Origin of the sequence: Mesorhizobium sp. M0898 (genome assembly GCF_040319695.1) — a bacterium.
Classification (GTDB): domain Bacteria; phylum Pseudomonadota; class Alphaproteobacteria; order Rhizobiales; family Rhizobiaceae; genus Mesorhizobium.
Genome location: NZ_JAMYOE010000014.1, coordinates 88,388 through 109,928, shown reverse-complemented (window position 1 = coordinate 109,928; position 21,541 = coordinate 88,388). Strand labels below are relative to the sequence as shown.

At 63.4% G+C, this 21,541-nt stretch carries 17 protein-coding genes; 7 read left to right on the top strand and 10 right to left on the bottom strand.

All coding sequences use genetic code 11. From position 1 onward, the window contains the following. Window positions 1-15: 15 nt before the first annotated feature. Genes NKH90_RS17150 through NKH90_RS17135 form a run of 4 tightly spaced genes read right to left on the bottom strand, consistent with a single transcriptional unit; the run spans window position 16 to window position 3,926 of the window. The gene (locus NKH90_RS17150; RefSeq protein WP_352502692.1) at window positions 16-963 is read right to left on the bottom strand and encodes an ABC transporter ATP-binding protein; all 948 of its coding nucleotides are present in this window, start codon (window positions 961-963) and stop codon (window positions 16-18) included. Beyond that, a complete protein-coding gene (locus NKH90_RS17145; RefSeq protein ID WP_352820132.1) occupies window positions 941-1,939 on the bottom strand; it encodes an ABC transporter ATP-binding protein in 999 nt (332 codons plus the stop codon). The genes NKH90_RS17150 and NKH90_RS17145 overlap by 23 nt, the downstream gene beginning before the upstream one ends. 2 nt (window positions 1,940-1,941) lie before the next feature. Further along, window positions 1,942-2,940 carry an ABC transporter permease gene (locus NKH90_RS17140; protein WP_352471358.1) on the bottom strand — a complete coding sequence of 333 codons (999 nt, stop codon included), beginning with the start codon at window positions 2,938-2,940 and terminating at the stop codon, window positions 1,942-1,944. After that, the gene (locus NKH90_RS17135; protein ID WP_352449708.1) at window positions 2,940-3,926 is read right to left on the bottom strand and encodes an ABC transporter permease; all 987 of its coding nucleotides are present in this window, start codon (window positions 3,924-3,926) and stop codon (window positions 2,940-2,942) included. Before NKH90_RS17135 ends, NKH90_RS17140 begins: the two co-directional genes overlap by 1 nt. Before the next feature lie 314 nt (window positions 3,927-4,240). Between NKH90_RS17135 and NKH90_RS17130 the strand changes: the two genes are divergently transcribed. The 5 genes from NKH90_RS17130 to NKH90_RS17110 are packed head-to-tail and all read left to right on the top strand — an operon-like array spanning window position 4,241 to window position 10,646. Continuing rightward, a complete protein-coding gene (locus NKH90_RS17130; protein ID WP_352540160.1) occupies window positions 4,241-5,851 on the top strand; it encodes an ABC transporter substrate-binding protein in 1,611 nt (536 codons plus the stop codon). 59 nt (window positions 5,852-5,910) lie between these two features. Next, on the top strand, window positions 5,911-7,095 hold the full coding sequence (locus NKH90_RS17125) for an LLM class flavin-dependent oxidoreductase (RefSeq protein WP_352471360.1): 1,185 nt from the start codon (window positions 5,911-5,913) through the stop codon (window positions 7,093-7,095). A gap of 9 nt (window positions 7,096-7,104) precedes the next feature. Then, a complete protein-coding gene (locus tag NKH90_RS17120; RefSeq protein ID WP_352820131.1) occupies window positions 7,105-8,142 on the top strand; it encodes an ABC transporter substrate-binding protein in 1,038 nt (345 codons plus the stop codon). 18 nt (window positions 8,143-8,160) lie between these two features. Next, on the top strand, window positions 8,161-9,378 hold the full coding sequence (locus tag NKH90_RS17115; protein WP_352820148.1) for an acyl-CoA dehydrogenase family protein: 1,218 nt from the start codon (window positions 8,161-8,163) through the stop codon (window positions 9,376-9,378). 5 nt (window positions 9,379-9,383) lie between these two features. Beyond that, complete coding sequence (locus tag NKH90_RS17110) at window positions 9,384-10,646, top strand: FAD-dependent oxidoreductase (RefSeq protein WP_352616956.1); 1,263 nt, start codon at window positions 9,384-9,386, stop codon at window positions 10,644-10,646. A 36-nt stretch (window positions 10,647-10,682) separates the two neighbouring features. Here NKH90_RS17110 and NKH90_RS17105 read toward each other — a convergent pair whose 3' ends face one another. Then, entirely contained in the window at window positions 10,683-11,774 is a 1,092-nt protein-coding gene (locus NKH90_RS17105) for a rhodanese-like domain-containing protein (RefSeq protein ID WP_352616960.1), read from the bottom strand. Beyond that, entirely contained in the window at window positions 11,771-13,132 is a 1,362-nt protein-coding gene (locus tag NKH90_RS17100; protein WP_352820146.1) for an LLM class flavin-dependent oxidoreductase, read from the bottom strand. Before NKH90_RS17100 ends, NKH90_RS17105 begins: the two co-directional genes overlap by 4 nt. Before the next feature lie 181 nt (window positions 13,133-13,313). On the opposite strand from NKH90_RS17100, the gene NKH90_RS17095 reads away from it, so the two are divergent. Further along, window positions 13,314-14,753 (top strand): FAD/NAD(P)-binding protein, encoded by a 1,440-nt coding sequence (locus NKH90_RS17095; protein ID WP_352820130.1) that lies wholly within the window; start codon window positions 13,314-13,316, stop codon window positions 14,751-14,753. An 80-nt stretch (window positions 14,754-14,833) separates the two neighbouring features. Here NKH90_RS17095 and NKH90_RS17090 read toward each other — a convergent pair whose 3' ends face one another. Next, entirely contained in the window at window positions 14,834-16,429 is a 1,596-nt protein-coding gene (locus NKH90_RS17090; protein ID WP_352820129.1) for an ABC transporter substrate-binding protein, read from the bottom strand. 94 nt (window positions 16,430-16,523) lie between these two features. Further along, window positions 16,524-18,119, bottom strand: coding sequence for an ABC transporter substrate-binding protein (locus tag NKH90_RS17085; RefSeq protein ID WP_352820128.1), 1,596 nt, complete (start codon window positions 18,117-18,119; stop codon window positions 16,524-16,526). Window positions 18,120-18,461: 342 nt separating this feature from the next. On the opposite strand from NKH90_RS17085, the gene gcvA reads away from it, so the two are divergent. Then, entirely contained in the window at window positions 18,462-19,472 is a 1,011-nt protein-coding gene (gcvA, locus tag NKH90_RS17080) for a transcriptional regulator GcvA (RefSeq protein WP_352820127.1), read from the top strand. 31 nt (window positions 19,473-19,503) lie between these two features. On the opposite strand, the gene NKH90_RS17075 is transcribed toward gcvA, so the two are convergent. Both NKH90_RS17075 and NKH90_RS17070 read right to left on the bottom strand, forming a co-directional pair. Next, complete coding sequence (locus tag NKH90_RS17075) at window positions 19,504-20,364, bottom strand: NADPH-dependent oxidoreductase (RefSeq protein WP_352820126.1); 861 nt, start codon at window positions 20,362-20,364, stop codon at window positions 19,504-19,506. Between the two features lie 68 nt (window positions 20,365-20,432). Next, a complete protein-coding gene (locus NKH90_RS17070) occupies window positions 20,433-21,509 on the bottom strand; it encodes an LLM class flavin-dependent oxidoreductase (RefSeq protein ID WP_352820125.1) in 1,077 nt (358 codons plus the stop codon). Window positions 21,510-21,541: the final 32 nt, after the last annotated feature.

The window sequence follows — 21,541 nt, the reverse complement described above, 5'->3', positions numbered from 1 at the left end:
CTGCTCCGTTGAATTTCAGTTGATGGTTGGTTCGGCGTAGTGGCAGGCGACATGGTGTCCGGGCGAGATCGCCCGGAACGCCGGTTCCTGCGAACGGCACAGATCGGTCGCCAGCGGGCAGCGGGTATGGAAACGGCAGCCGCTGGGGATGTTCTGCGGGCTTGGCAGATCGCCATGGATCGGCGCGGCCTGACGTCGGCGCGCCGGGTCCGGCACGGCATCCATCAGCGCGCGCGTGTAGGGATGCTTTGGCGAGGTCCACAGCGCCGCATTGTCGGCGCTTTCGACAATGCGTCCGAGATACATCACCAGCACCCGGTCGGCGAAATAGCGAACGACTGATAGATCGTGCGAAATGAAGAGATAGGACAGGCCGAGCTGACGTTTCATGTCGACCAGCAGGTTCAGAATCTGCGCCTGGATCGAAAGGTCGAGCGCCGACACCGGCTCGTCGCACACAACCAGTTCCGGATTGAGGATCAGCGCCCGGGCGATGCCGATGCGCTGGCGTTGCCCGCCGGAAAATTCATGCGGGTAGCGGCCAAGCGAATCCCTCGGCAGACCGACACGCTCGATGATGTCCTCGACGATGGTGCGCCGCTCGGCCGTGTTGCCGATGCCATGGACCTTCAGTGGTGCTGTCAGGATGTCGCCGATCGTGTGGCGCGGATTGAGCGATGCGAACGGATCCTGGAAGATCATCTGGATATTACGGCGCGCCGCCTTCAGCCGGCGCGTGTCGAGAACGGTGATGTCGGTGCCGTTGAACTCGATCCTGCCGCTAGTCGGGTCGACCAGCCGCATGATGGTCTTGCCTAGCGTCGATTTTCCGCAACCGCTTTCGCCGACGAGACCAACCGTCTCGCCGCGTCCGACTTCGAGGGATACGCCATCGACGGCGCGCAGCGTGCCGCCCTGGGCGTGGAAATGGGTGGAAAGGTCAGAGACCGAGAGCAGCGCCATGCGCAACCTCCGGAATGAAGCTGTAGGGGCAGGCGACTAGACGATCCTCGCTCACCTCGACGAGGGCGGGTACGAAATGGGCGCAGCTGTCGCGCGCCACCGCGCAGCGTGGGCGGAACGGGCAGCCCTTTTCGCCGGCGGCCGAGACGATACTGCCGGGAATCTCGGTCAGCCTGGCGTCGCGGTAGTGGAGATTGGTCTTCAGCCTTGGCGACGCCGCCAGCAGGCCGCGCGTATAGGGGTGAAGGGGTGTTCTGAACAGTGCGTCCGGCAGCGCCTGTTCAACCTTGCGGCCGGCATACATGACGACGACCTTGTCGGCCCATTGTGCGACGACGCCAAGATCGTGGGTGATGAGCATGACAGCCATCGACAGTTCGCGGCGCAGCGTATCGAGCAGGTCGAGCACCTGCGCCTGGATGGTCACGTCGAGCGCCGTCGTCGGTTCGTCGGCAATCAGCAGGCGCGGTCGGCAGGCAACGGCGATGGCAATCATGACGCGCTGGCGCATGCCGCCGGAAAGCTGGTGCGGATAGTCATCGATGCGCCGCTGCGGATCGGGAATGCGAACCAGATTGAGAAGCTCGATGGCACGGTTCCGCGCTGCCTTGCCGCGTATGCCTTCGTGCAGCGTCAGCACCTCGGTGATCTGCCGGCCGATGGTCAGCACCGGATTGAGCGACGTCATCGGCTCCTGGAAGATCATGGCGATCTCGCGTCCGCGCAGGCTCCGCATAGCCTTCTGGTCGAGACCAAGCAGATCCTTGCCGGCGAATTCGATCCTGCCATTGGGTATTTTCGCCGAGCGCGGCAGAAGCTGCATCAGGGCGAGCGCGGTCAGCGACTTGCCGGAGCCTGATTCACCAACGATCGCCAGCGTCTCGCCCTCACCGACCTCGAAGCTCAGCCGGCTGACCGGCTCGGCGGTCGGGAAGCGAACCGTCAGATTGTCGATCCTGAGCAAAGGAGCCGCCATCTCTATCGCTCCTGTGAGAAGCGCGGGTTGAGCGCGTCGTTGAGGCCGTCACCGATCAGGTTCAGCGCCAGCACGGTAAAGACGATCGCCAGTCCCGGAAGCGCTGTCAGATACCAAGCGGTGCGGATCAATTCCCTGCCCGCTCCGATCATCGAGCCCCAGCTGACGACGTTGGGATCGCCGAGGCCCATGAAGGACAGCGCCGATTCCATCAGGATCGCGGTCGCCACCATCACCGACGAGGTCACGATCAACGGCGGCAGCGCATTGGGCAGGATCTCGCGGAAGATAATGCGGACATGGCCGTAGCCGAGGCTGCGGGCGGCCATGACGAAATCCTTCTCGCGGATGGCCCGGAACTCGGCGCGGGTCAACCGCGCCACCGTCGGCCAGGTGATGACGGCGATCGCCACTGTCACGACAGGCGCGGTCGGCTGCGCGATCGCCACCATGACGACCAGCAGCACGAAGCTCGGTATGGTCTGAAAGATCTCGATCAGGCGCACCAGCAGGTCGTCGATCCAGCCGCCGAAGTAGCCGGCGGCGGCGCCGACCAGGATGCCGAAGCTGAGGCCGAGCGCGGTCGCCACCAGGCCGACGAACAGCGAAATCCGTGCGCCATGCAGAATGCCCGAAAGCACATCGCGGCCCATGGAGTCCGTGCCCAGTGGGAAGGCTGGGTTCTGGCCCGGCCACAGGAAGGGCCGCGCCACCATCGATAGCGGATCGGCCGGATAGAGGACTGGTGCCAGCAGTGCGGCCAGCACGACCAGTGACAGGAACACAACGCCGAACATGGCGTTGGGATTGCGCAGGAAAACCTTCAGCGCACGCCCGCCAGCGGCTATCGGCACCGACGCTGCCGAAGCGGAGCGTGCGTCGGGCGCGTGGAGATTGCTCCAACTCTTTGCCTCGGGTTCAGGCGGTGCCGCGGGCCCGCGGGCATCGGCATGGAGACGGCGGGAACGGGCATCGCCCGCGGCGAAATCGGTGGAAGCCATCAGCGTACTCCGATGCGGGGATCGAGCCAGGCGTGCAGAAGATCGACGGTCGCGTTGGCGATGATCACCAGCAGCGACGACAACAGAAGGATGCCGAGCAGCACGGTGAAATCGCGGCCCATGACCGCTTCGAAGGCGAGACGCCCGAGGCCGGGCCAGGAATAGACAGTCTCGACAACCACGGCGCCGCCGAGCATGCCGCCGACATGCATGCCGGCCATGGTGGTAATGGGGATCAGCGCGTTGCGCAGGACATGGCGAATGGTGATGATGGCCGGCGGCAGGCCCTTGGCTGCGGCGGTGCGCACGTAGTCCTGCGACTGGACCTCCAGCATCGCCGCTCGTGTCAGCCGCGCATAGATCGCCACGTAGAACAGCGCCAGCGACAGTGCCGGCAGGATCATGTAGCGCGCCCTGTCCCAGAGCCCGGCAAGGCCGGTCAGGTTGCTGCCGATGGTTCCCGAGCCGCCGCTCGGCAGCCAGCCGAGCTTGACCGAAAACAGCACGATCAGCATCAAGCCGATCCAGAAACCCGGGATTGAATAGAACAGCAGCGAAATAACGGAGAGCACACGATCCGGCAGGCGCCCGGCAAACACCGCCATCACCGATCCAAGGGCGAGGCCGAGCACAATGGCGACGGCCAGAGCCACCGCCATCAGCACTAGCGTGCCGGGCAGCCGCTGGCCGATCAGGTCGGCGACCGGCATGCCGTAGCGCGGCGAAAAGCCGAGGCTGAAATGCGCCAGATTGTAGAGATAGTTGAACAGCTGGACGAGAAGCGGATTGTCGAGCCCGAAGCGCTGGCGAAGCGCCGCCATCGTTTCGACAGTGGCCGAGCCAGCCTCGCCGGCCATGACATCGGCGGCATCGCCGGGCGCGAGCTGCAGCAGGAAGAAGTTCAGGATGACGATGCCCAGAACGGTCGGCACCGCCTGGATGGCGGTGCGCCGGAAGGTTCTGCCAATGCGCGTCAGGGTCGACATCGTTTTCGCTATCCCGGCTGTGGCTGACGATGCGGGTTTGCTGTTTCCCGGAAAGTTCCGCGCTTTTTAGTTGACAAGATTTATAGACATTGTCAAACCTGATTTAAGAAATTTTATCCTGCAAATGGCTTCATTGCAGAATAGAATTTTATTTCATACTACAAACTTAGCTGTTTGAAGTATGAAATCTTAAGCGCGGGAGCAGGTCGGCCAAATCTTTTCGCAAACGGGCCCGCTCTTGGAACGACGGATTTTTAGCCTGGCGGCCGACGATCGGCCGATCGGGTCCGGCAGCAAAAAAGGACCAGGACGCTATGTCTCATTTCCTCAGTCCGAACCGCCGCAGGTTCCTCGGCATCTCGGCGGCCGCGCTCGGAGCGACCCTGTTGCCTGCATCGCGCAGCGCCTACGCCGCCGAGCCGAAACAGGGTGGAACGGCGACGCTGGTGCTCTCGGCTGAGCCGCCTGTGCTGACGACCATCGCCCACACGGCATTCAATTCGGTCTACGTCTCGGCAAAGACCACCGAGGGCCTGCTGACCTATGATTTCGATCTCACGCCGCGCCCATCCCTGGCCAGACAATGGTCAGTCAGTGGCGATGGGCTGCAATACACCTTCAAGCTGCGCGAAGGCGTGAAGTGGCATGATGGCCAGCCGTTCACCGCCGCCGACGTCGCCTATTCGATCACCACGATCAGAGAGGTTCATCCGCGCGGCCGCAACACCTTCCTCAACCTTGTAGACATCCAGACGCCGGATCCGCTGACCGTAGCGCTGGTTCTGTCGAGGCCGGCGCCTTACTTGATCACGGCCCTGGCTGCGGCCGAAACGCCAATCGTGCCGAAGCACCTCTATGACGGCACAAAGGCAGCCGAAAATCCGGTCAACGTCGCTCCGGTCGGCACCGGCCCGTTCGTCTTCAAAGAATGGGTGCGCGGCAGCCACATCGTTTACGAACGCAATCCTGACTACTGGGACGCACCGCGCCCCTATCTCGACCGGTTGATCGTGCGCTTCATCCCGGACGCTTCGGCGCGCGCGCTGGCGCTGGAGACCGGCGAGATCGATCTGGCGCCGGCAACGCCGATTCCGTACAGCGATTTGCAGCGTTTTGAGACGCTGCCGCATATCGGCTTCGAGAAGCAGGGCTACCAATATTCCAATGGCATCAGCCGGGTCGAATTCAACCTGGAGAAAGCCTATTTCCAGGATGTTCGCGTCCGCCGTGCCTTCGCCCATGTCATCGACCGCAACGTCATCCGCGAGACGATCAACTATGGCTATGGCGAAACCATTCCAGGCCCGATCAACCCCAATCTGAAGAAGTGGTTCGTCGCCGACCTGAAGACCTATCCGGTCGACACGGCCGCCGCCGATAAACTGCTCGATGAAGCAGGCTTGCCGCGCGACGCCAACGGTACCCGGCTCAAGCTTGTCCACGACTATGTCCCGAGCGGCGAAACCTACAAGCGCGGCGCCGATTACATCAAGCAGGCATTGGCCGCGGTCGGGATCGAGGTCACCGTGCGCAGCCAGGATTTCGCCACCTACACCAAGCGCATCTACACCGACCGCGACTTCGACTTCACCTTCAACGGCATGAGCAATCTGTTCGACCCGACGGTAGGCGTACAGCGCCTCTACTGGTCGAAAAATTTCAAACCCGGCGTGCCGTTCTCCAACGGTTCGAAATACAGCAATGCCAAGGTCGACGAACTTCTTGAAGCGGCCGCCGTCGAGGTCGACCACGAAAAGCGCTTCGAGCAATGGGCCGCGATCCAGCAGATCCTTGTCGAGGACCTGCCCGATATCGGCATCGTCAGCCAACCGGAAATCACCCTCTACAACAGGCGCATAGCCGGTCACACGGTGGGCGCCGAGGGCAATGCCGGCTCCCTCGCAACCGCCCATATCGTCGCCTGAGCCTGACCCGTGCGCGGTCCTTCGCACGGGTTCCCTTCCTCCACCCGAGAAAGTTCGCCATGACGCTCGCCCACAAGCCTGGTTCCATCGTCGGCACGCCCTTCTTCAAGGCGCCGACCGACTATCCGGACAGCCCGCTGTCGAAAGCGCTTCAGCAGCCGGTGCTGCTCGGGCTATTCTTGCCGATCCAGGCCGGTGGCTGGACCAACTCGACCTTGCCGCGCTCGACCGACTGGCGCTTCGACTACAATCGCGACCTGACGTTGAAGGCCGAGGAGCTTGGCTTCGACCTCGTCTTCGCGCTCAGCCAGTGGCTGCCCAAGGGCGGTTATGGCGGTGTCTTCAACGGCCAGGCGCTGGACAGTTTCGTCTCCGTCGCGGCCATGGCCGCGATCACCAAGAAGATCATGCTGATCTCGACCATGCATGTTCTCTACGGTCCCTGGCATCCGCTGCATCTGGCGAAATTCGGCGCCACGCTCGACCACATCTCCGGCGGCCGCTGGGGCATCAACGTCGTCACCGGCCATCGCGCCGTCGAACATGAAATGTTCGGCTGGAACCGCATCGAGCACGACCGCCGCTATGAACTCGCCGCCGAGTTCGTCGAAGTGCTGCAGCGACTGTGGCAGGACGACGAGAATTTCTCATTCTCCGGAGAATCGAGCTGGAAGCTCAATGGCGGCTTCGTCACGCCCAAGCCGAATTACGGCCGGCCGATCCTGGTCAATGCCACCGGCTCCGACGCCGGCATTTCCTTTGCCGGCCGCTATTCCGACATCGTCTTCGTCACCAGCCCGGCCGGCTCCGACATCGCCAGCGCGCTGGAAGCGCTGCCGGCGCATACGAAGAAGGTGAAGGACGCAGCCCTCGGCGTCGGCCGCACCGTGCGCACGCTGCTCAACCCGCTGGTCATCAGCAGGCCGACCGAGAAGGAGGCCTGGGCGGTCGCCGATGAGATCGTCGCTCATGCCGACAGCCGCACGCCGAAAGGCTTCCAGACCTTCAACAGCGATGCCCAGGCCTGGAAAGGACGCGAGGGCCGCGACGATCCCTACGCCAAGGTCGGCGGCAACATCTATCTCATCGGCACGCCCGAACAGATCGTCGACCAGTTCGTCAAGTTGAAGGACGCCGGCATTGACGGCCTGCAGCTGTCCTTCTTCGATTTCAAGCCTGACCTCGAATTCTTCGGCGAGAACATCCTGCCGCTGATGAAGCAGGCCGGCCTGCGCAACACCTAAGGAGCCATCATGACCGCGACTGCGATCTCCGAAATCTGGTACACACGCTGCCCGGTGCCGACGCCTGTCGGGCTCGCCGCACAGCTCGGGCTTCTCGACGAGACCTTTCGCAAGGAGGGGATCGAATTGAAGTCGATCATCGATTCGCCCAATCGCGACATCCGCCAGAGCCATTTCAACCATACGCTCGACTGGTCGTTCCGCCACGGCGGCAACGTGCCGCCGATCCGCGCGCGGTCCGAAGGGCGCAAGACGCGTCTCGTCGGCATCACCTGGACCGACGAATTCCAGGCAATCATCGCCCTGCCCGGTTCCGGCATCAGGACAATCCAGGACCTGAAAGGCCGTCGCTTCGGCATCGCCCGGCGCCCCGAGGGAATCGTCGACTTCATGCGAGCGACGGCGTTGAAGGGACTGGTCTCGGCGCTCTCGCTCGAGGGCCTTGGCTATGGCGACGTCGAGATCGTCGACATAGCGCTGGCCGACAGCGTGCTCGACGGCCAGGAAGGACCGTCGCTGTTCGGCCTCAAGCGCAAGCAGCCCTATGGCGAGGAAGCCGCAGCCCTGATCCGCGGCGAGGTCGACGCCATCTATGTCAAGGGCACGGCCGGCATCAATGTCGCCAATCTGATCGGCGCCATCCAGGTCGTGGAATTCGGCTTCCACCCCGACCCGAACATCCGCATCAATTCCGGTTCGCCGCGCGTGCTGACCGTCGATGAACTGCTGGCGGAACAACGCCCCGATCTGGTCGCGCGACTGATCGAGACCATCCTGCGCGCCAGTGCCTGGGCCGAGGCGCATCCGGAAGAGACGCAGCGCTTTGTTGCCCGCGAAGCCGGGGCCACCGAGGAACAGGTGCTGGCCGCCAATGGCCCGGATGTCCATAAGCATCTCGGCCTCGGACTGCAGCCTGAGCTCGTCGCAGCGGTTTCCCACTACAAGGATTTCCTGCGCGACTGGGGCTTCCTCGCCGGCGATTTCGACGTCGAGCACTGGGTCGATCGCCGGCCGCTCGATCTGGTGAACATTCGGGCCGCCGCCTGAGAGAAAGCCAACGTCATGATGTCGACAATTGCCGAGTTTCCGCAACTCCTCGAGAAAGTGGCCGGCCTCGCCGACGACTTCGCGCTGACCGCCGCGCATCACGACGCGACCGGGGAATTCCCATTCGCCAATTTCGACCGGCTTCACCAGGCGGGGCTGCTTGGCCTGGTCACGGCGCGCGAACATGGCGGCTTCGGTGGCGGGCTGACGGAAGCACAGGCGGTGATCGCCGAGATCGGTCGTGGCGAGCCGTCGACAGCGCTGGTGCTGGCCATGCACTACAACAGCCAGTATGCGATGCGGAAATCCGGAAAATGGCCGCGCCATCTGGTTCAGCGGATTGTCGAGGCCGGGCGCCTTGGCCCTGCCCTGATCAACGCCGCCCAGGCCGAGCCCCGGATCGGCTCGCCAGCTCATGGCAAGCCGCCCGAAACCATTGCCCGGCGGGACGGCAACGTCTGGCGGATATCCGGCCACAAGAACTACGTCACCGGCATTCCTATTCTGAAATGGGTGAACTTGCTGGCGCTGACCGACGAGCCGCAGCCGCGTCTGGCTTCATTCCTGGTGCCGACCGACGCGCCTGGATTTCGCGTCGAAAAGACATGGAACGCCGCCGGCATGCGGGCGACGGCCAGCGACGACATCATTCTGGATAATGTTGCGGTTCCTGCCGAAGACATCACCGAGGCGCAGCCGGCATCCGAGCCGCTGAGGCGCGAGGAAAGCGCGACGGCGTTCTTCTTTTCGCTGATCGGCGCTGTCTACCACGGTGCCGCCCGTGCTGCCCGTGACCGGCTGGTCTCCTTTGTCAGCACGCACGCGCCGGCAAGTCTTGGTGCGCCGCTGTCGACCGTGCCGCACATCCAGTCAGGGCTGGGCGACATAGAGGTTCGGCTTGCGAGCAGCGCGCGGCTGCTGCGTTCACTCGCCGAAGATGTCGACGCCGGCCGGCCTGTGGGCACCGACGGCATGACGGTCAGGCATGTCGTCATCGACAATGCCGTTGCCGTCACCTCGCTGGCGCTGGAGCTTGCCGGCAATCCAGGCCTTAACAGAGATTTCCAGCTTGAGCGCCACCACCGTGATGCGCTGACCGCCCGTTCCCACGCACCGCAGAACCACATGATCCGCACGATCGCCGCCAAGGCGACGCTCAGCCGCCATATCGCCCGGCAGTTGGCCGAGACGCCGGCTATTGCCGCGGGCAAGCCCAAGCTCGCGGCGGTCGGTTGAGCGCCATGACAACAGAACATGTCGAAGTCGCCATCATCGGCGGAGGCCCCGGCGGCCTGACACTGGCGCAAGGCCTGAAGAAGAACGGCATCAGTGTCGCGGTCTTCGAGAAGGACCGCGCCCGCACCGACTATGTCCAGGGTTTTCGTCTGCGCATCCGCCAGCGCGGCATCGATTCCCTGATCGCCAATTTGCCGCCGGAACTCTACGACGCTTTTGTCGCCACGCTCGGCCAGGCGCCGGATCGCAACATCCTGCTCGACGAGAATTTCAACATTCTGGGCGAGGATGCCTGGGGCGGCGGCAACGCGCCGGGCGAGGCCGACGACACGCATATCGAAAAATCGGTAAGCCGTATCACGCTGCGCCAGGTGCTGTTGTCCGGCCTCGACGGCATCATGCGCTATGGCAAGGTCTTCTCTCGCTACGACGAGCAGCCGGATGGTTCGGTCGTCGCGCATTTCGAGGACGGCTCGGCAATCCATGCCGACGTGCTGGTCGGTGCCGACGGCGCCCGCTCGCGGGTGCGCCAGCAACTGGTGCCGCATGCGCGAAGCTTCGACACCGGCGTCAGGCGTCTGGCCGGCAAGATGACGCTGCATGCCGCAGCCCTTCACCAGATCTCGCCGCTGCTACTCGACTACAATGCCGGCGTCAGGCCAACCGAAGGTCATGGGCTTATGGTCACCAGCCACAGGGTCAATGTCGACGCATTCCGAAAGCATGGACTGATCGGGCTGGACGACGCCACCCACAAGGATTTTTCCGGCTTCCATTTCAACAACACCACCAGCTATGTCTGGTGGAACACCGCCTATGAAAAGGACGAACTTGCCACAGACGACGCGCTGGCAAAGCTCTCCGGTTCAGAACTGATTGACCTGCTGATCTCGAAGATCGCCCACTGGCACCCGGAAATCCTCAACCTCATCCGCTACACCGACCCATCGACGGTGGCGCTGCTTCATGTCCACAGCTCCGAACCTGTCGATCCCTGGCCGACGAAACCGGTGACGCTGCTTGGCGATGCCATCCACGCCATGACCTATTTTCGCGCGCTTGGCGGCAACACCGCGATCTACGACGCCGGGCTGCTGGTGCCAGAGCTGGTGGCCGCCAAACGCGGCGACAAGCCGCTTCTCCAGGCGCTGTCGGAGTATGAGGCCAAGATGCTGGAGCACGGCGCCAAAGCCGTGCGGTCTTCGCTGACGGCGATGCAGAAGAACGTGCTGGCGGGCCGTCGCCGCCAATCGGAAGCCGCCGAATAGTGGCCCCCGAAAAAATCGCCTGACAGTGCTCCTGCCCTACGCCGCTTCCACCAGGCTGGTCGACTGGAAGTCGTACAAGAGGATCGCGATCTCGAAGCCGCGCCGCTGCAGCCAATGCGCCGTCGTCGCCGCGCGGACACCGAGCAGATCGTCGATCAGCACGACGCGGGCGCCGCGCACGGCGATGGTGCGATAGGCGACACCGAGCAACTGCCCGCCCTCAGACGCGATCGACCCCGGAATATGCGCTTCGGCGAACTCGTCGGGCGTGCGCACGTCAAGCAGGTAGGTCGTCCGCGTTTCGTCCTTCGCCCAGTTTGCGGCCGTGGCCGCATTGATGCGGGGAAAGCTGTCGCCTTCGGCAAGCTTTGCGATGTGCTCCCCGGCGAAACGCTTGGCATCCTCGCTTGCCGGACCATAGATTGCGGTCTTGCCGGTTTCGAGTGCAAGACCGGCCTCGCGCCATGCCCTGGTGCCGTCGTGCAGATAGGCGACCCGGTTGGGCACGCCGGCATCGATCAGTGTCTGCGCCCCGATGATGGCGCGCGGCAGGCCGGCGCAGGAGACGACAACCTTCGTCTCCGGTGAACGCACCAGGTCGGCGAAGCGTAGCACCAGCTCGGCGCCCGGCACGCTGATGGCGCCCGGCACATGGTCCTTTTCGAACTCCGCCACCGTGCGGCTGTCGAGCACCACCACGTCGGCGCCTCGGCCTCTGAGCACCGCGAGCTCTTCAACGCTGACGACCGGGGTTCCCTTCTCGTCGCGGATCGCCAGCGAAAAATCGACGCCCGGCGTATCGAAGGTCGGCAGGTCTTCAACGCCGCTTTGCGTCCATTCCGGAATTCCACCGTTCAGCGAAAACAGCTGAGTACGGCCATACCCCACCAGTCGTTCGACAAGTTGCTCGGCAACGCCGCTGCCGTCGTCCGCCAGCACGGTGCGCACCGATTTGCGCGGGATGAAGCGGTCGATCTCGGCCTCGACCTGAGCCGCGGGCAGGTTGGTGGCGAACAGCGGCGATGCGTATCCGACAGTCGCGCTGTCGCGAATGTCTAGTACCGCCAGTTCTTCGCCATCCGCCAGCCATTGGCGAAACATTTTCGAATCGATCGTCCTGTCGCTCATGATGCTTTCCTCTCTTGCTGTTCAGCGGCGCCACGGATCGGACGCGCAAGGCCGAGGTTCTCGCGCAACGTCCCGCCTTCGTAAGCAGTCCGGAACAGACGCCGCCGCTGCAGCTCCGGAATGACGAGGTCGACAAAATCGGTGAGGCCCGTCGGCAGGATCGGCGGCATGACGTTGAAGCCGTCCGCCGCGCCACCGGCGAACCACTCCTCCATCATGTCGGCCACATCCTTTGGCGTGCCGACGATCTGGAAATGGCCGCGCGCGCCGGCAACGGCGAGATACAATTGGCGGATGGTCAGGTTCCGGCTCGCGGCCAATTCGGAAACGACTTTCAGGCGGCTCTTCACGGCATCGGAACTGCCCAGTTCCGGCAACGGTCCGTCGAGTGAATGGCCGGAAAGATCGACACCGCCGAGCAATCCTGAAACCAGCGCCACACCAACCACAGGATCGACCAGGCGCTGGATCGCATCGAACTTGTCCTCGGCGTCCGTGCGCGTCGGCGCGACGACCGGGAAGACACCGGGCATGATCTTCAAAGAATCGGCAGAGCGACCAAAGGAGCCCAACCGGCCTTTCAGCTCGCTGTAAAAACCTCGGGCCGATTCGATGGTCGGATGGGCGGTGAAAACCACCTCCGCCGTCTGCGCCGCCAGCTGCTGGCCGGCATCGGAAGAGCCGGCCTGAACGATGACGGGATGGCCCTGCGGCGGGCGGGCGACGTTGAGCGGCCCTTTGACGCGGAAATGCCGGCCGACATGGTCCGGGGCGTGGATGCCGCGCCGGTCGATGGCGATCCCCGAAGCCTTGTCGGCGACGAAGGCATCGTCGTCCCAGCTGTCCCAAAGCTTCTGCGCGACAGCGACGAATTCCTCGGCGCGGGCGTAACGGTCGGCATGAACGGGATGCTGGTCGAGGCTGAAATTCGCCGCCGCCGGCGCATCGGCTGAGGTGACGACATTCCAGCCTGTCCTGCCGCCGCTGAGATGATCGATCGAAGCGAACAGCCGCGCCAAGTGGAACGGCTCCCAATAGGTGGTCGAGGCGGTCGCAACGAGCCCGATCCCTTGCGTGATGGTCGAGAGCGCCGACAAAAGCGTCAGCGGCTCGAAATGCACGACATGGCCGGTGCGCTCGAAGGTCTCGATCGGCTGCTCGCCATTGCGCGCGCTGAGGCTGTCGGCCAGAAACACCATGTCGAACAGGCCACGCTCGGCAGTGCGCGCGGCGTCCGCATAGTGCTGGAAGCTCAGGCCCGGATTGGCAGGCACATCGGGATGGCGCCAGGCAGCGACATGATGGCCCGGTCCGCGAACAAAGGCTCCAAGCCTTATCTTTCGATTTTCAGTCATCAGCGGTTCTCGGGCTGGTCGCAAAGGGCGTTCCTATCTAGCGCCTGCCAAACCCGCTGAGTGAAAGAATGCCTTTCGCCAGCTGGCAATTATTGTTTTTTGACATCGGGTTACGGGAAAGCACGATGATCGTTGCCGGGGCGATGGGCTGGAGCCACGACCACCGGCGTCGCAAAGGTTCTTGATGCTTCATACCCCTTCCTCCCCGCTACGCTCGATCCCTCGTTCAATCATCATCGTTGGCGGCGGCTTTGCCGGCGCGGTTACCGCGATCAAGCTGCTCGACCGTTCAACTGAGCCGCTGGCAATCACCATCATCGAGCGCCGGGCCGAGCTTGGTCGCGGCGTCGCCTATAGCACCGTCGATCCACAACACCTCGTCAACGGCGCGGCGCGCATCTTCTCGCTGCATCCGGACGATCCCGATCACCTCGTTCGCTGGCTTATGGCGAATGGGCCGGAGCACGGCTGGACACCGCCCGAGGATGTCCCGGACTCAAGCCCGCCGCGCTGGCTGTTCGGCAGCTATGTCCTGTCGGAACTGACGAGAGCGATCAGAGAAGCAGATCCGCGTTCTTCGCTGCGCCACATCAAGGCATCCGCCGTCGACATGCTGACGGGTCCGTCCGGGGTATGCGTCGGCACCAGCGATAGCCAGCAATTGCTGGCGGATGAGGCGGTACTGGCAACCGGGGTGTTCCAGAGCCAGCCGTCCACCACGGAAGCAGCCGTCGTCGGCGATCCCCGTTATGTCGCCAATCCCTGGGATTCGGCGGCGCTCGATCGGCTCGCTGGCAGCAAGGAACTGCTGCTGATCGGCTCCAGCCTCAGCATGGTCGACGTCGTCGCCAGCATGGAAGCGCGCGGCTTCAAGGGCGGTTATCGCGTCGTGTCGCGGCGCGGACAGATCGTCGAACCTCGGCGCAACGTGGAAGCGTGGCGCGATTTCCTCGCCGGGCGGCCGCTGCCGAAAACCACCAGGGCGCTTCTCGCACTGGTCAAGGCCGAACGCCGGGCAATCGAACCCACCGGCCTGGACTGGCAAGGGCTGCCGCTGACGATCCGGCCGTGGATCCTGGCCTTGTGGCAAGGCGCCACCGACAAGGAGCGCTTGAAGTTCGCACGCCATCTGCGCGCCTTCTGGGATGTCACCGCGCACCGCGCGGCGCCACCGAGCTTTGAGCGCGTGGCACTGGCGCGAAGCCAAGGCCGTTGGACGGGTCGAGCGGGACGGGTGCTGGCACTCCATCCGCAGGCAAATGGCATCGTCGCTGAAATCCGCTGGCGTGATACCGGCGCGGTCGAACGGCTGCGCTTCGACGGCGTCGTCAACTGCCGCGGCCATCAGGAGCATGATTGGCGGCGGATCGCCGATCCATTCGTCCAGAACCTGCTCGAGAACGGCATCGTCAGGCCGCATGCGACCGGCTTCGGCATCGACGCGACGCATGACTGCCAGGTGATTTCCCGTGATGGCGAGACCCATGGCAATCTGTTCGCCATCGGCCATCCGCTGCGCGGCGTCGCCTGGGAATCGAGCTCGATCGGCGAACAACTGGCGCAGGCCATAGCCCTTGCCGGCCTTCTGGTCGGCGCCAGCCCAAGGCTGCGTGCTTTGGCCTGAAGTTACCAGCTTTGCGAAATGGAAGAAACGAAAACGGCCGCAGCTCTATGCGGCCCTTCTCTCATGATTGCCCGGCAGATTTAGGCGTTCGGGTCGAGATAGGCGTCGGCGAAATTCGCTGACAGGCCTTCGGCGCCAGGCGCGTAGTTCTTGACGGTTTTGCGGGCGATGATGATGGTCGGTGGCGCGATCAGATTGATGATCGGCAACTCGTCGGCGATGATCTCCTGGAACTTGAAGAAGAGCTGCTTGCGCTTGGCCTCGTCTAGCTCGACCGATGCGGCTTCCAGCAACCGGTCAACCTCCGGGTTCTCATAATGCGCGCCGTTGGAGAACGGCAGCCCTTTCTTGATGTTCTTTGACCAGTAGAGCCGCTGCGCCCCGGCGCTCGGGTCGAAGATGTTGCCGCAAGATTCGGTCGACAGGTCCCAAGTGCGGTCGGTGTAGATGGTTTTGACATAGGTGCCGAAGTCGAACTTCTGGATCTCGGCGTCGATACCGATCTTGGCCAGCGCCTGCTTGAGGAAGTCGGCATAGCCCCACGGATTGTAGGGATTGTTGGTGAGCCTTAGCTTGAAGCGGATGCCGTCCGCTCCTCGCTTGAAACCGGCCTCGTCTAACAGTTTTTCCGACAGCGCCGTATCGACGGTCGCGGCCTTCACGTCGGGATCGAAATACTTCTTGTTGACGACGCTGATCGGTGTCGGCGACACTTGGCCATAGCCGTAGAACACGATGGCGTTGACCGCATCGAGATCGATCGCATGTGCGATTGCCTGGCGGACTTTTTTCTCCTTCAGGATCGGGTTTTCGAGGTTGATGATCAGTTGGTGCAGCGGGCCGCTATAGGCGAAGACCGTGCTGTCGACGACGAATTGCGGCAGCGCCTTGAAACGCTCCAGATCGGCGAAGGCCACCGGGTTCGGTCCGATGTCGACCTCGCCCGTTTCGAGCGCCGCGGCGCGCGCGCCCGGATCGGTGATGAAGCGGAAAATGATCCGGTCGAGATAGGGTTTAGGCGCATCCCAATAGGTCGGATTCTTTTCGACGAGGATGTGGCTGCCCTTTACCCATTCCTTCAGCACGAACGGCCCGCTGCCGATGATCTGCTCGAAGGACGGATCGTCGGCCGGCTTCAGCTTCTCGTAAATGTGTTTGGGCACGACAGGCGATTCCGTCGCGGCCAGCCCCGAAATCAGGGCGGCGGACGGCTTCGACAATTTGATCTTCACGATATGCGGGTCCGACGTGTCGATGTCGGTGACGTTCTGGAAGGTGATGCGACCGCGCGGATGCGCTTCGCGCAGCCGGGAGATAGAAAAGGCCACGTCCTCGGAGGTCAAATCATGGCCATCGCTGAACTTCACTCCCTGGCGCAGCTTGAAGACGTATTCGAGCCCGTCGTCGCTGATCGACCATTCGGTGGCCAGTTGCGGTCGCGGATTGAGATCGTAGTCGTAGGCGAGCAGGCCGTCGAAAATCTTCGGACCGATGGTGGCCGGTCCGCCAGCGCTGGTGTTGATGGAAACGATCTGGTTCGGCTCGGGATAGTAGACGAAATTGAGCGTGCCGCCGGCCACCGGCTTTGCGTCTTCTGCGAATGCCCCGGCGGGAAGTGCAGCACTCGCGCCGGCCAGCAGCAGGAACTGATTGAACAGGCGTCGGTTGATGGTCATGGTCGGTACTCCGAATTGGCGCGATTTGTCTTCATGGAGAAAGTCGGGACCGGAGTTTCACGTGCCGATCCCAACCAGAGGGCTTGCAGAACGCTTAGGCGTTTGGCGCGAGCCATATCTGCGCGAAGCTGTTGTTGATCCCCTGAGCGCCTGGCGCGAAATCCCTGACCTTCTTGTTGGCAACAATCTGGGCGCCGGCGGCGACCAGATCGACCGACACCACGTCGTCATGGATGATGTGCTGGAATTTGTACCAGAGCTCGCGCCGCTTGGTCTCGTCGGGCTCGATCGCCGCCGCTTCGAGGATCTGGTCGACCTCGGGGTTTGCATAGTGGCTGGCGTTGGAGAAGACGAGGCCGATCTTGAAGTTCTTCGACCAGTAGGCGCGCTGGACACCGAGCGTCGGATCGAAGGTGTTCGACAGCGACTCGACGACCAGGTCCCAGGCGCGGTCGGTGTAGACGGTCTTCAGGAACGTCGACAGGTCAAGCTTGAGGATCTCGGCATCGATGCCGACCGTCGCCAACGACTGCTTGATGAAATCGGCATAGGACGCCGGCAGGAACGCGTTGTAGGCAAGCCGGAGCTTGAAGCGCGTCCCATCGGCGCCACGCGGATAGCCGGCGTCGTCGAGCAGCTTCTCCGCCAGTTTGGTATCGGGCTCACGCGCCTTGATGCTGGGGTCATACCATTTGGGCAGCGCCGTGCTGATCGGGCTCGGCGATACCTGCGCATAGCCGTAGAGCGCGATGTCGACCAGCTTCTGCAGGTCGATTGCGTGGGCGATGGCAAGGCGCACATCGCGCTTGGTCAGGGTTTCGTTCTCGTAATTGAAGAACAATTGCTGCTGTGGGCCGGAATAGGCGTAGGTGTTGGTGTCGACGACCAGAGCGGGGTTTGCCTTCAGCCGTTCGATGTCGGCCAGCGGCACGGGATTGGCGCCGATATCGATCTCGCCGGTTTCAAGAGCCGCCGAACGCGCGGCCGGGTCGAGGATGACGTGCAGGACGATGCGGTCGAGGTAGGGCCGAGGCGCGTCCCAATAATCCGGATTGCGGTCGAAGATCAGATGGCTGCCGGGCACCCATTCCTTGAGAATGAAGGGACCGGTGCCGATCGTCTGTTCGAGCTTCGGCTGTTCCGCCGGCTTGAACGTTTCGTAGACGTGCTTCGGCACAATCGGTGATTCCGAGCTGCTCAGTGCCGTGATCAGATAGGGCGCCGGCTTTGAAAGCACGATGATGGCGGTGTGCGGATCGGGCGTCTCGACCGCGGTCACGTTTTGGTAGGTGATGCGGCCGCGCGGATGCGCCTCCTTCAGCCGGAAGATGGTGAAGGCAACGTCTTCCGACGTGAAGTCCTTGCCGTCATGCCATTTGACGCTCTCGCGCAGCTTGAAGGTGTAGCGCAGGCCGTCATCGCTGATCGACCACTCCGTCGCCAGCAGCGGTTTCGGGCTGAGGTCATAGGCGAAATCAAGCAGACCTTCATTCACCTTGGGACCGATCGCCTGGCCGGTGCCCGACGAGGTGTTGATGGCAATCAGCGAGGTGGGGTCGGGATAGTAGGCCCAGTTGAGCGTGCCACCCTGGACCGGCGTTCCTTCGGCAGCGAAGGAAACCCCGGGCAATGCGAAGCTCGCACCGCCAAGCAACAGCAGCTGGTTGAAATGACGACGATTGACAGACATGGCCTTGAGCTCCGGAAAACGGCTACGATGGCATCCGGCGGCCGAACACACTCCGGCGCCTCGACGCGATGATCCCTGCCACGCCGCAAAACCGGAAGAATGATTTTCTATCGTCTGCCGAAAGCACTGCTTCGCACGACCGTTTCATTCCAGGATCTGGCAAAGCTGCTCGACGCCCAAATCAGCGCTCCGATCTTATTTCTACAAGAATTGTAGACATTACGATTTTTTAGATTTCCGTTCCCGCTGCCGCGACGCTGCGGCAAACGAAATTTTCCACCGGGCACTTTGGCGCAAAGCCCGCCCTCGTCGCGCCCGGCCTGAACGTGTTGAATGCGCTCCATGGTCGATCTCATTCGCGCAAAATCAAGGAAGCTGCGGCCGACGCTGGCGAGGCTTCCGCCGCTGACGTCGCTTCGCGCTTTTGTCGCAACCGCCCGCCACCTGAGCTTTACGCGGGCGGCCGAAGAACTCCATGTGACGCCTGCCGCCATCGGCCAGCAGATCCGCCTGCTCGAGGATCACCTCGGTCAACCGCTGTTCCATCGCAACCGTGGCGAGCTTCTGCTGACGTCGGCCGGCCAGGCGCTGATGCCCGGCCTCACCGAGGCTTTCGACGTCGTTGTCGAGTCGGTCGCGCGGATTTCCGGCGACGAGGAGGATGCGCCGATCAAAGTGTCGGTCGCGCCCTCCTTCGCCAGCAAATGGCTGATCCCGCGCCTCGACGCACTGCGCGACGCGGTACCCGGCCTAGAAGTGCTGGTCGACGCATCGACCAGGCTTGCCGATTTTGCCAGCGAAGACGTCGACTGCGTCATCCGCTACGGGTCGGGCGCCTATAGCGGCCTGCTGACGGAACGGCTGTTTTCGGAAGCGGTGCTGCCCGTCTGCAGCCCGGAATTTGCTCGCATGCACGGTCTCTATCGCGGGCCGGAGGGGCTGCGTGACGCACCGATCCTGCATGAGGACGGTCCGGAACGCGATCCAAGCTGCCCTGACTGGAAGGGCTGGCTGAGATCCAACGGCCTGTCTGGCCGCTTTGTCGAAGGCGGTATACGGCTTAGCCAATCGTCACTGGTGCTCGACGCGGCTGTGGCCGGCAAGGGCATCGGTCTCGGCAAATTCCGGCTGGCCGAGCCTGACCTTGCCGCGGGGCGGCTGGTCAGTCCATTCGGCTCGCCGCAGCCGGTCGAGTTTTCCTATTATTTTGCGACGACGCCGCACAAGGCGAAGCTGGAGACGGTCGAGCGCTTTCATGGCTGGCTGAAGGCCGAGGCGCGCCAGCTCGGCGCTCTCGACGTCCCACCGCCGGCGGCGCTTCCGGCGCGCATCGCCATTATCGCGGCCGAATAGCCTCGCCGCGGTCTCGCGAGCAGGCGCGCGCCTATTTGAGCTTGAAGCCCATGGCCTTCAGCACTTCGCCCAGGCGATCACGGCCTTTCAGCGCTGCTTTGCTGCCGATGCGGTTCGAAACCAACTCTGTCCAGTCCACCACAGGCATCGCCTGCTCCTGCTGGAATAATCGAAGCCTCTGGTTGTAGGCTGCAAGATCGTCCGGATCGGGCTCTGATCGATAGCGCTCGCGGTGCAGCACCGCAGCCTGCGGCAGTCTGGGCTTGATGTCAGTCGCAGCCAGGAGATCGGGATAGCCGACGGTCAGGCCGAACACCGCCACGGTTTCCGGCGGGAGGCCGAGTTCGCGCGCCACCTCCTGCGGATGATTGCGCATCGCGCCGATGTAGCAGGAGCCGAGCCCGAGCGCGTCGGTCGCCACCACGGCGTTCTGTGCGGCAAGTGCGGCGTCGATCACGGCCAGCAGAAAGCTCTCCTGATAATCGAGCCCCTCGCCCACCCGGCCGTTTGCCTCGGCAATGGCGCGCAGCCGCGACAGGTCGGCCAGCCAGACCAGCAGCAGCGGCGCCTGCTCGATATGGCGATTGATCGCCGCCAGTTCGGCAAGCCGCGCCTTGCGCGCCGGATCCTCGACTGCGATGACGCTCCACGCCTGGAGATTGGAAGAAGTCGGCGCCGACTGGGCGGCGGCGACGATCAGTTCCAGCGTCCCTTCGGGAAGAGGCTTGGCGAGATAATTGCGGACCGAGCGATGCGAAAGGATCGCCTCGAGGGCTTCGTTCCAGGTTCCGGTATGCGCGCTTTGCGGCGCTCGATAACGCCGCCGTAGCGCCGCTTCACCACGCAGGTCAGCGTCGGAAGGGCGGATGCTGAAGGCGGCCGGCTGTGACATCGTCTTCCCTACTGGCAATCTGGCTTATCCGGTGTTCTGACGACCCCAGGTCATTCAAGAAGCGCGGCTTAGGCCCCGTTGCGCAAAAGCGGAAGCAACTGATCGCCTTGCCGCTTGATCTCGGAAAGATACGGCGTGTCCGAGAGCACGAAATGCGTGATGCCCAGATCCCGGTATCTGCCGAGCGAGCGGGCGACGTCGGCGGCCGAGCCGACCAGCCAGGTGGTGCCAGCGCCGCCGCCGCCATATTTGCCCGGCGCAGTATAGAGATTGTCGTCCAGCACCTCGCCGCGCGCGTGCAGATCGAGCAGACGCTGCTGGCCCACCGCTACCGCTCGACCGTGATCGTTCCAGCCGGCTCCCTGGCCCTTGGCCATCTCGTCGACCTTCGCTTCTGCGTCCGCCCAGGCCTGCCCAGCGGTGTCGCGGACCAGCGTGGTGACCCGCAACCCGAACTCCAGAGGCGGGAGGTCTCGGTCGAGTTCCCTGCTCAAGGCTTTGAGTCGCTCGATCCGCTCCCGGACGCCGTCGAGCGGCTCGCCCCAGAAGAGCTGGACATCCGCCTCGCTGGCCGACACCCGCGCCGCCGCCTCCGACGCGCCGCCGAAGTAGAGCTTGGGATGGCGACGATCGCCACGGACATGGATGCGGGGCATCACGGTAGAGCCAGTGACCTGGAAGTGCTCGCCCGCAAAGGTCACGTTCTCTTCAGTCCAAAGTCTGCGAACCAGGCGCATGAACTCTCTGGTACGGGCATAGCGATGTATCTGGTCACCTTCGCTGTCGCCATACGCAGCGAGGTTGTCCTTGCCTGACACTATGTTGATACGCACGCGACCGGCGGTCAGCTGGTCGAGCGTGGCTACGGCGGATGCGAAGTGCGCCGGCCGCCAGTACCCCGGGCGGATCGCGATGAGCGGCTCGAAGGAGGTGGTCCGCGCGGCGAGCGAGGCCGCGACAGTAAAAGTGTCGGGCCGACCCCAGCCGGTACCGATCAGCGCGCCCTTCCAGCCGTATTCCTCAAGCGCCTTCGCGTGGCTGGTCAGCGTCTCCAGGCTGTTGTGGTTCTCGACGGCCGGCTCGCCGCGGTGACCGGGAGCGACCTGGTTCGGGATGTACCAAAGAAACTCGGTGTCAGCGCTCATTGTCGGGCCTGTATTTTGGCCGGGCATGGAGG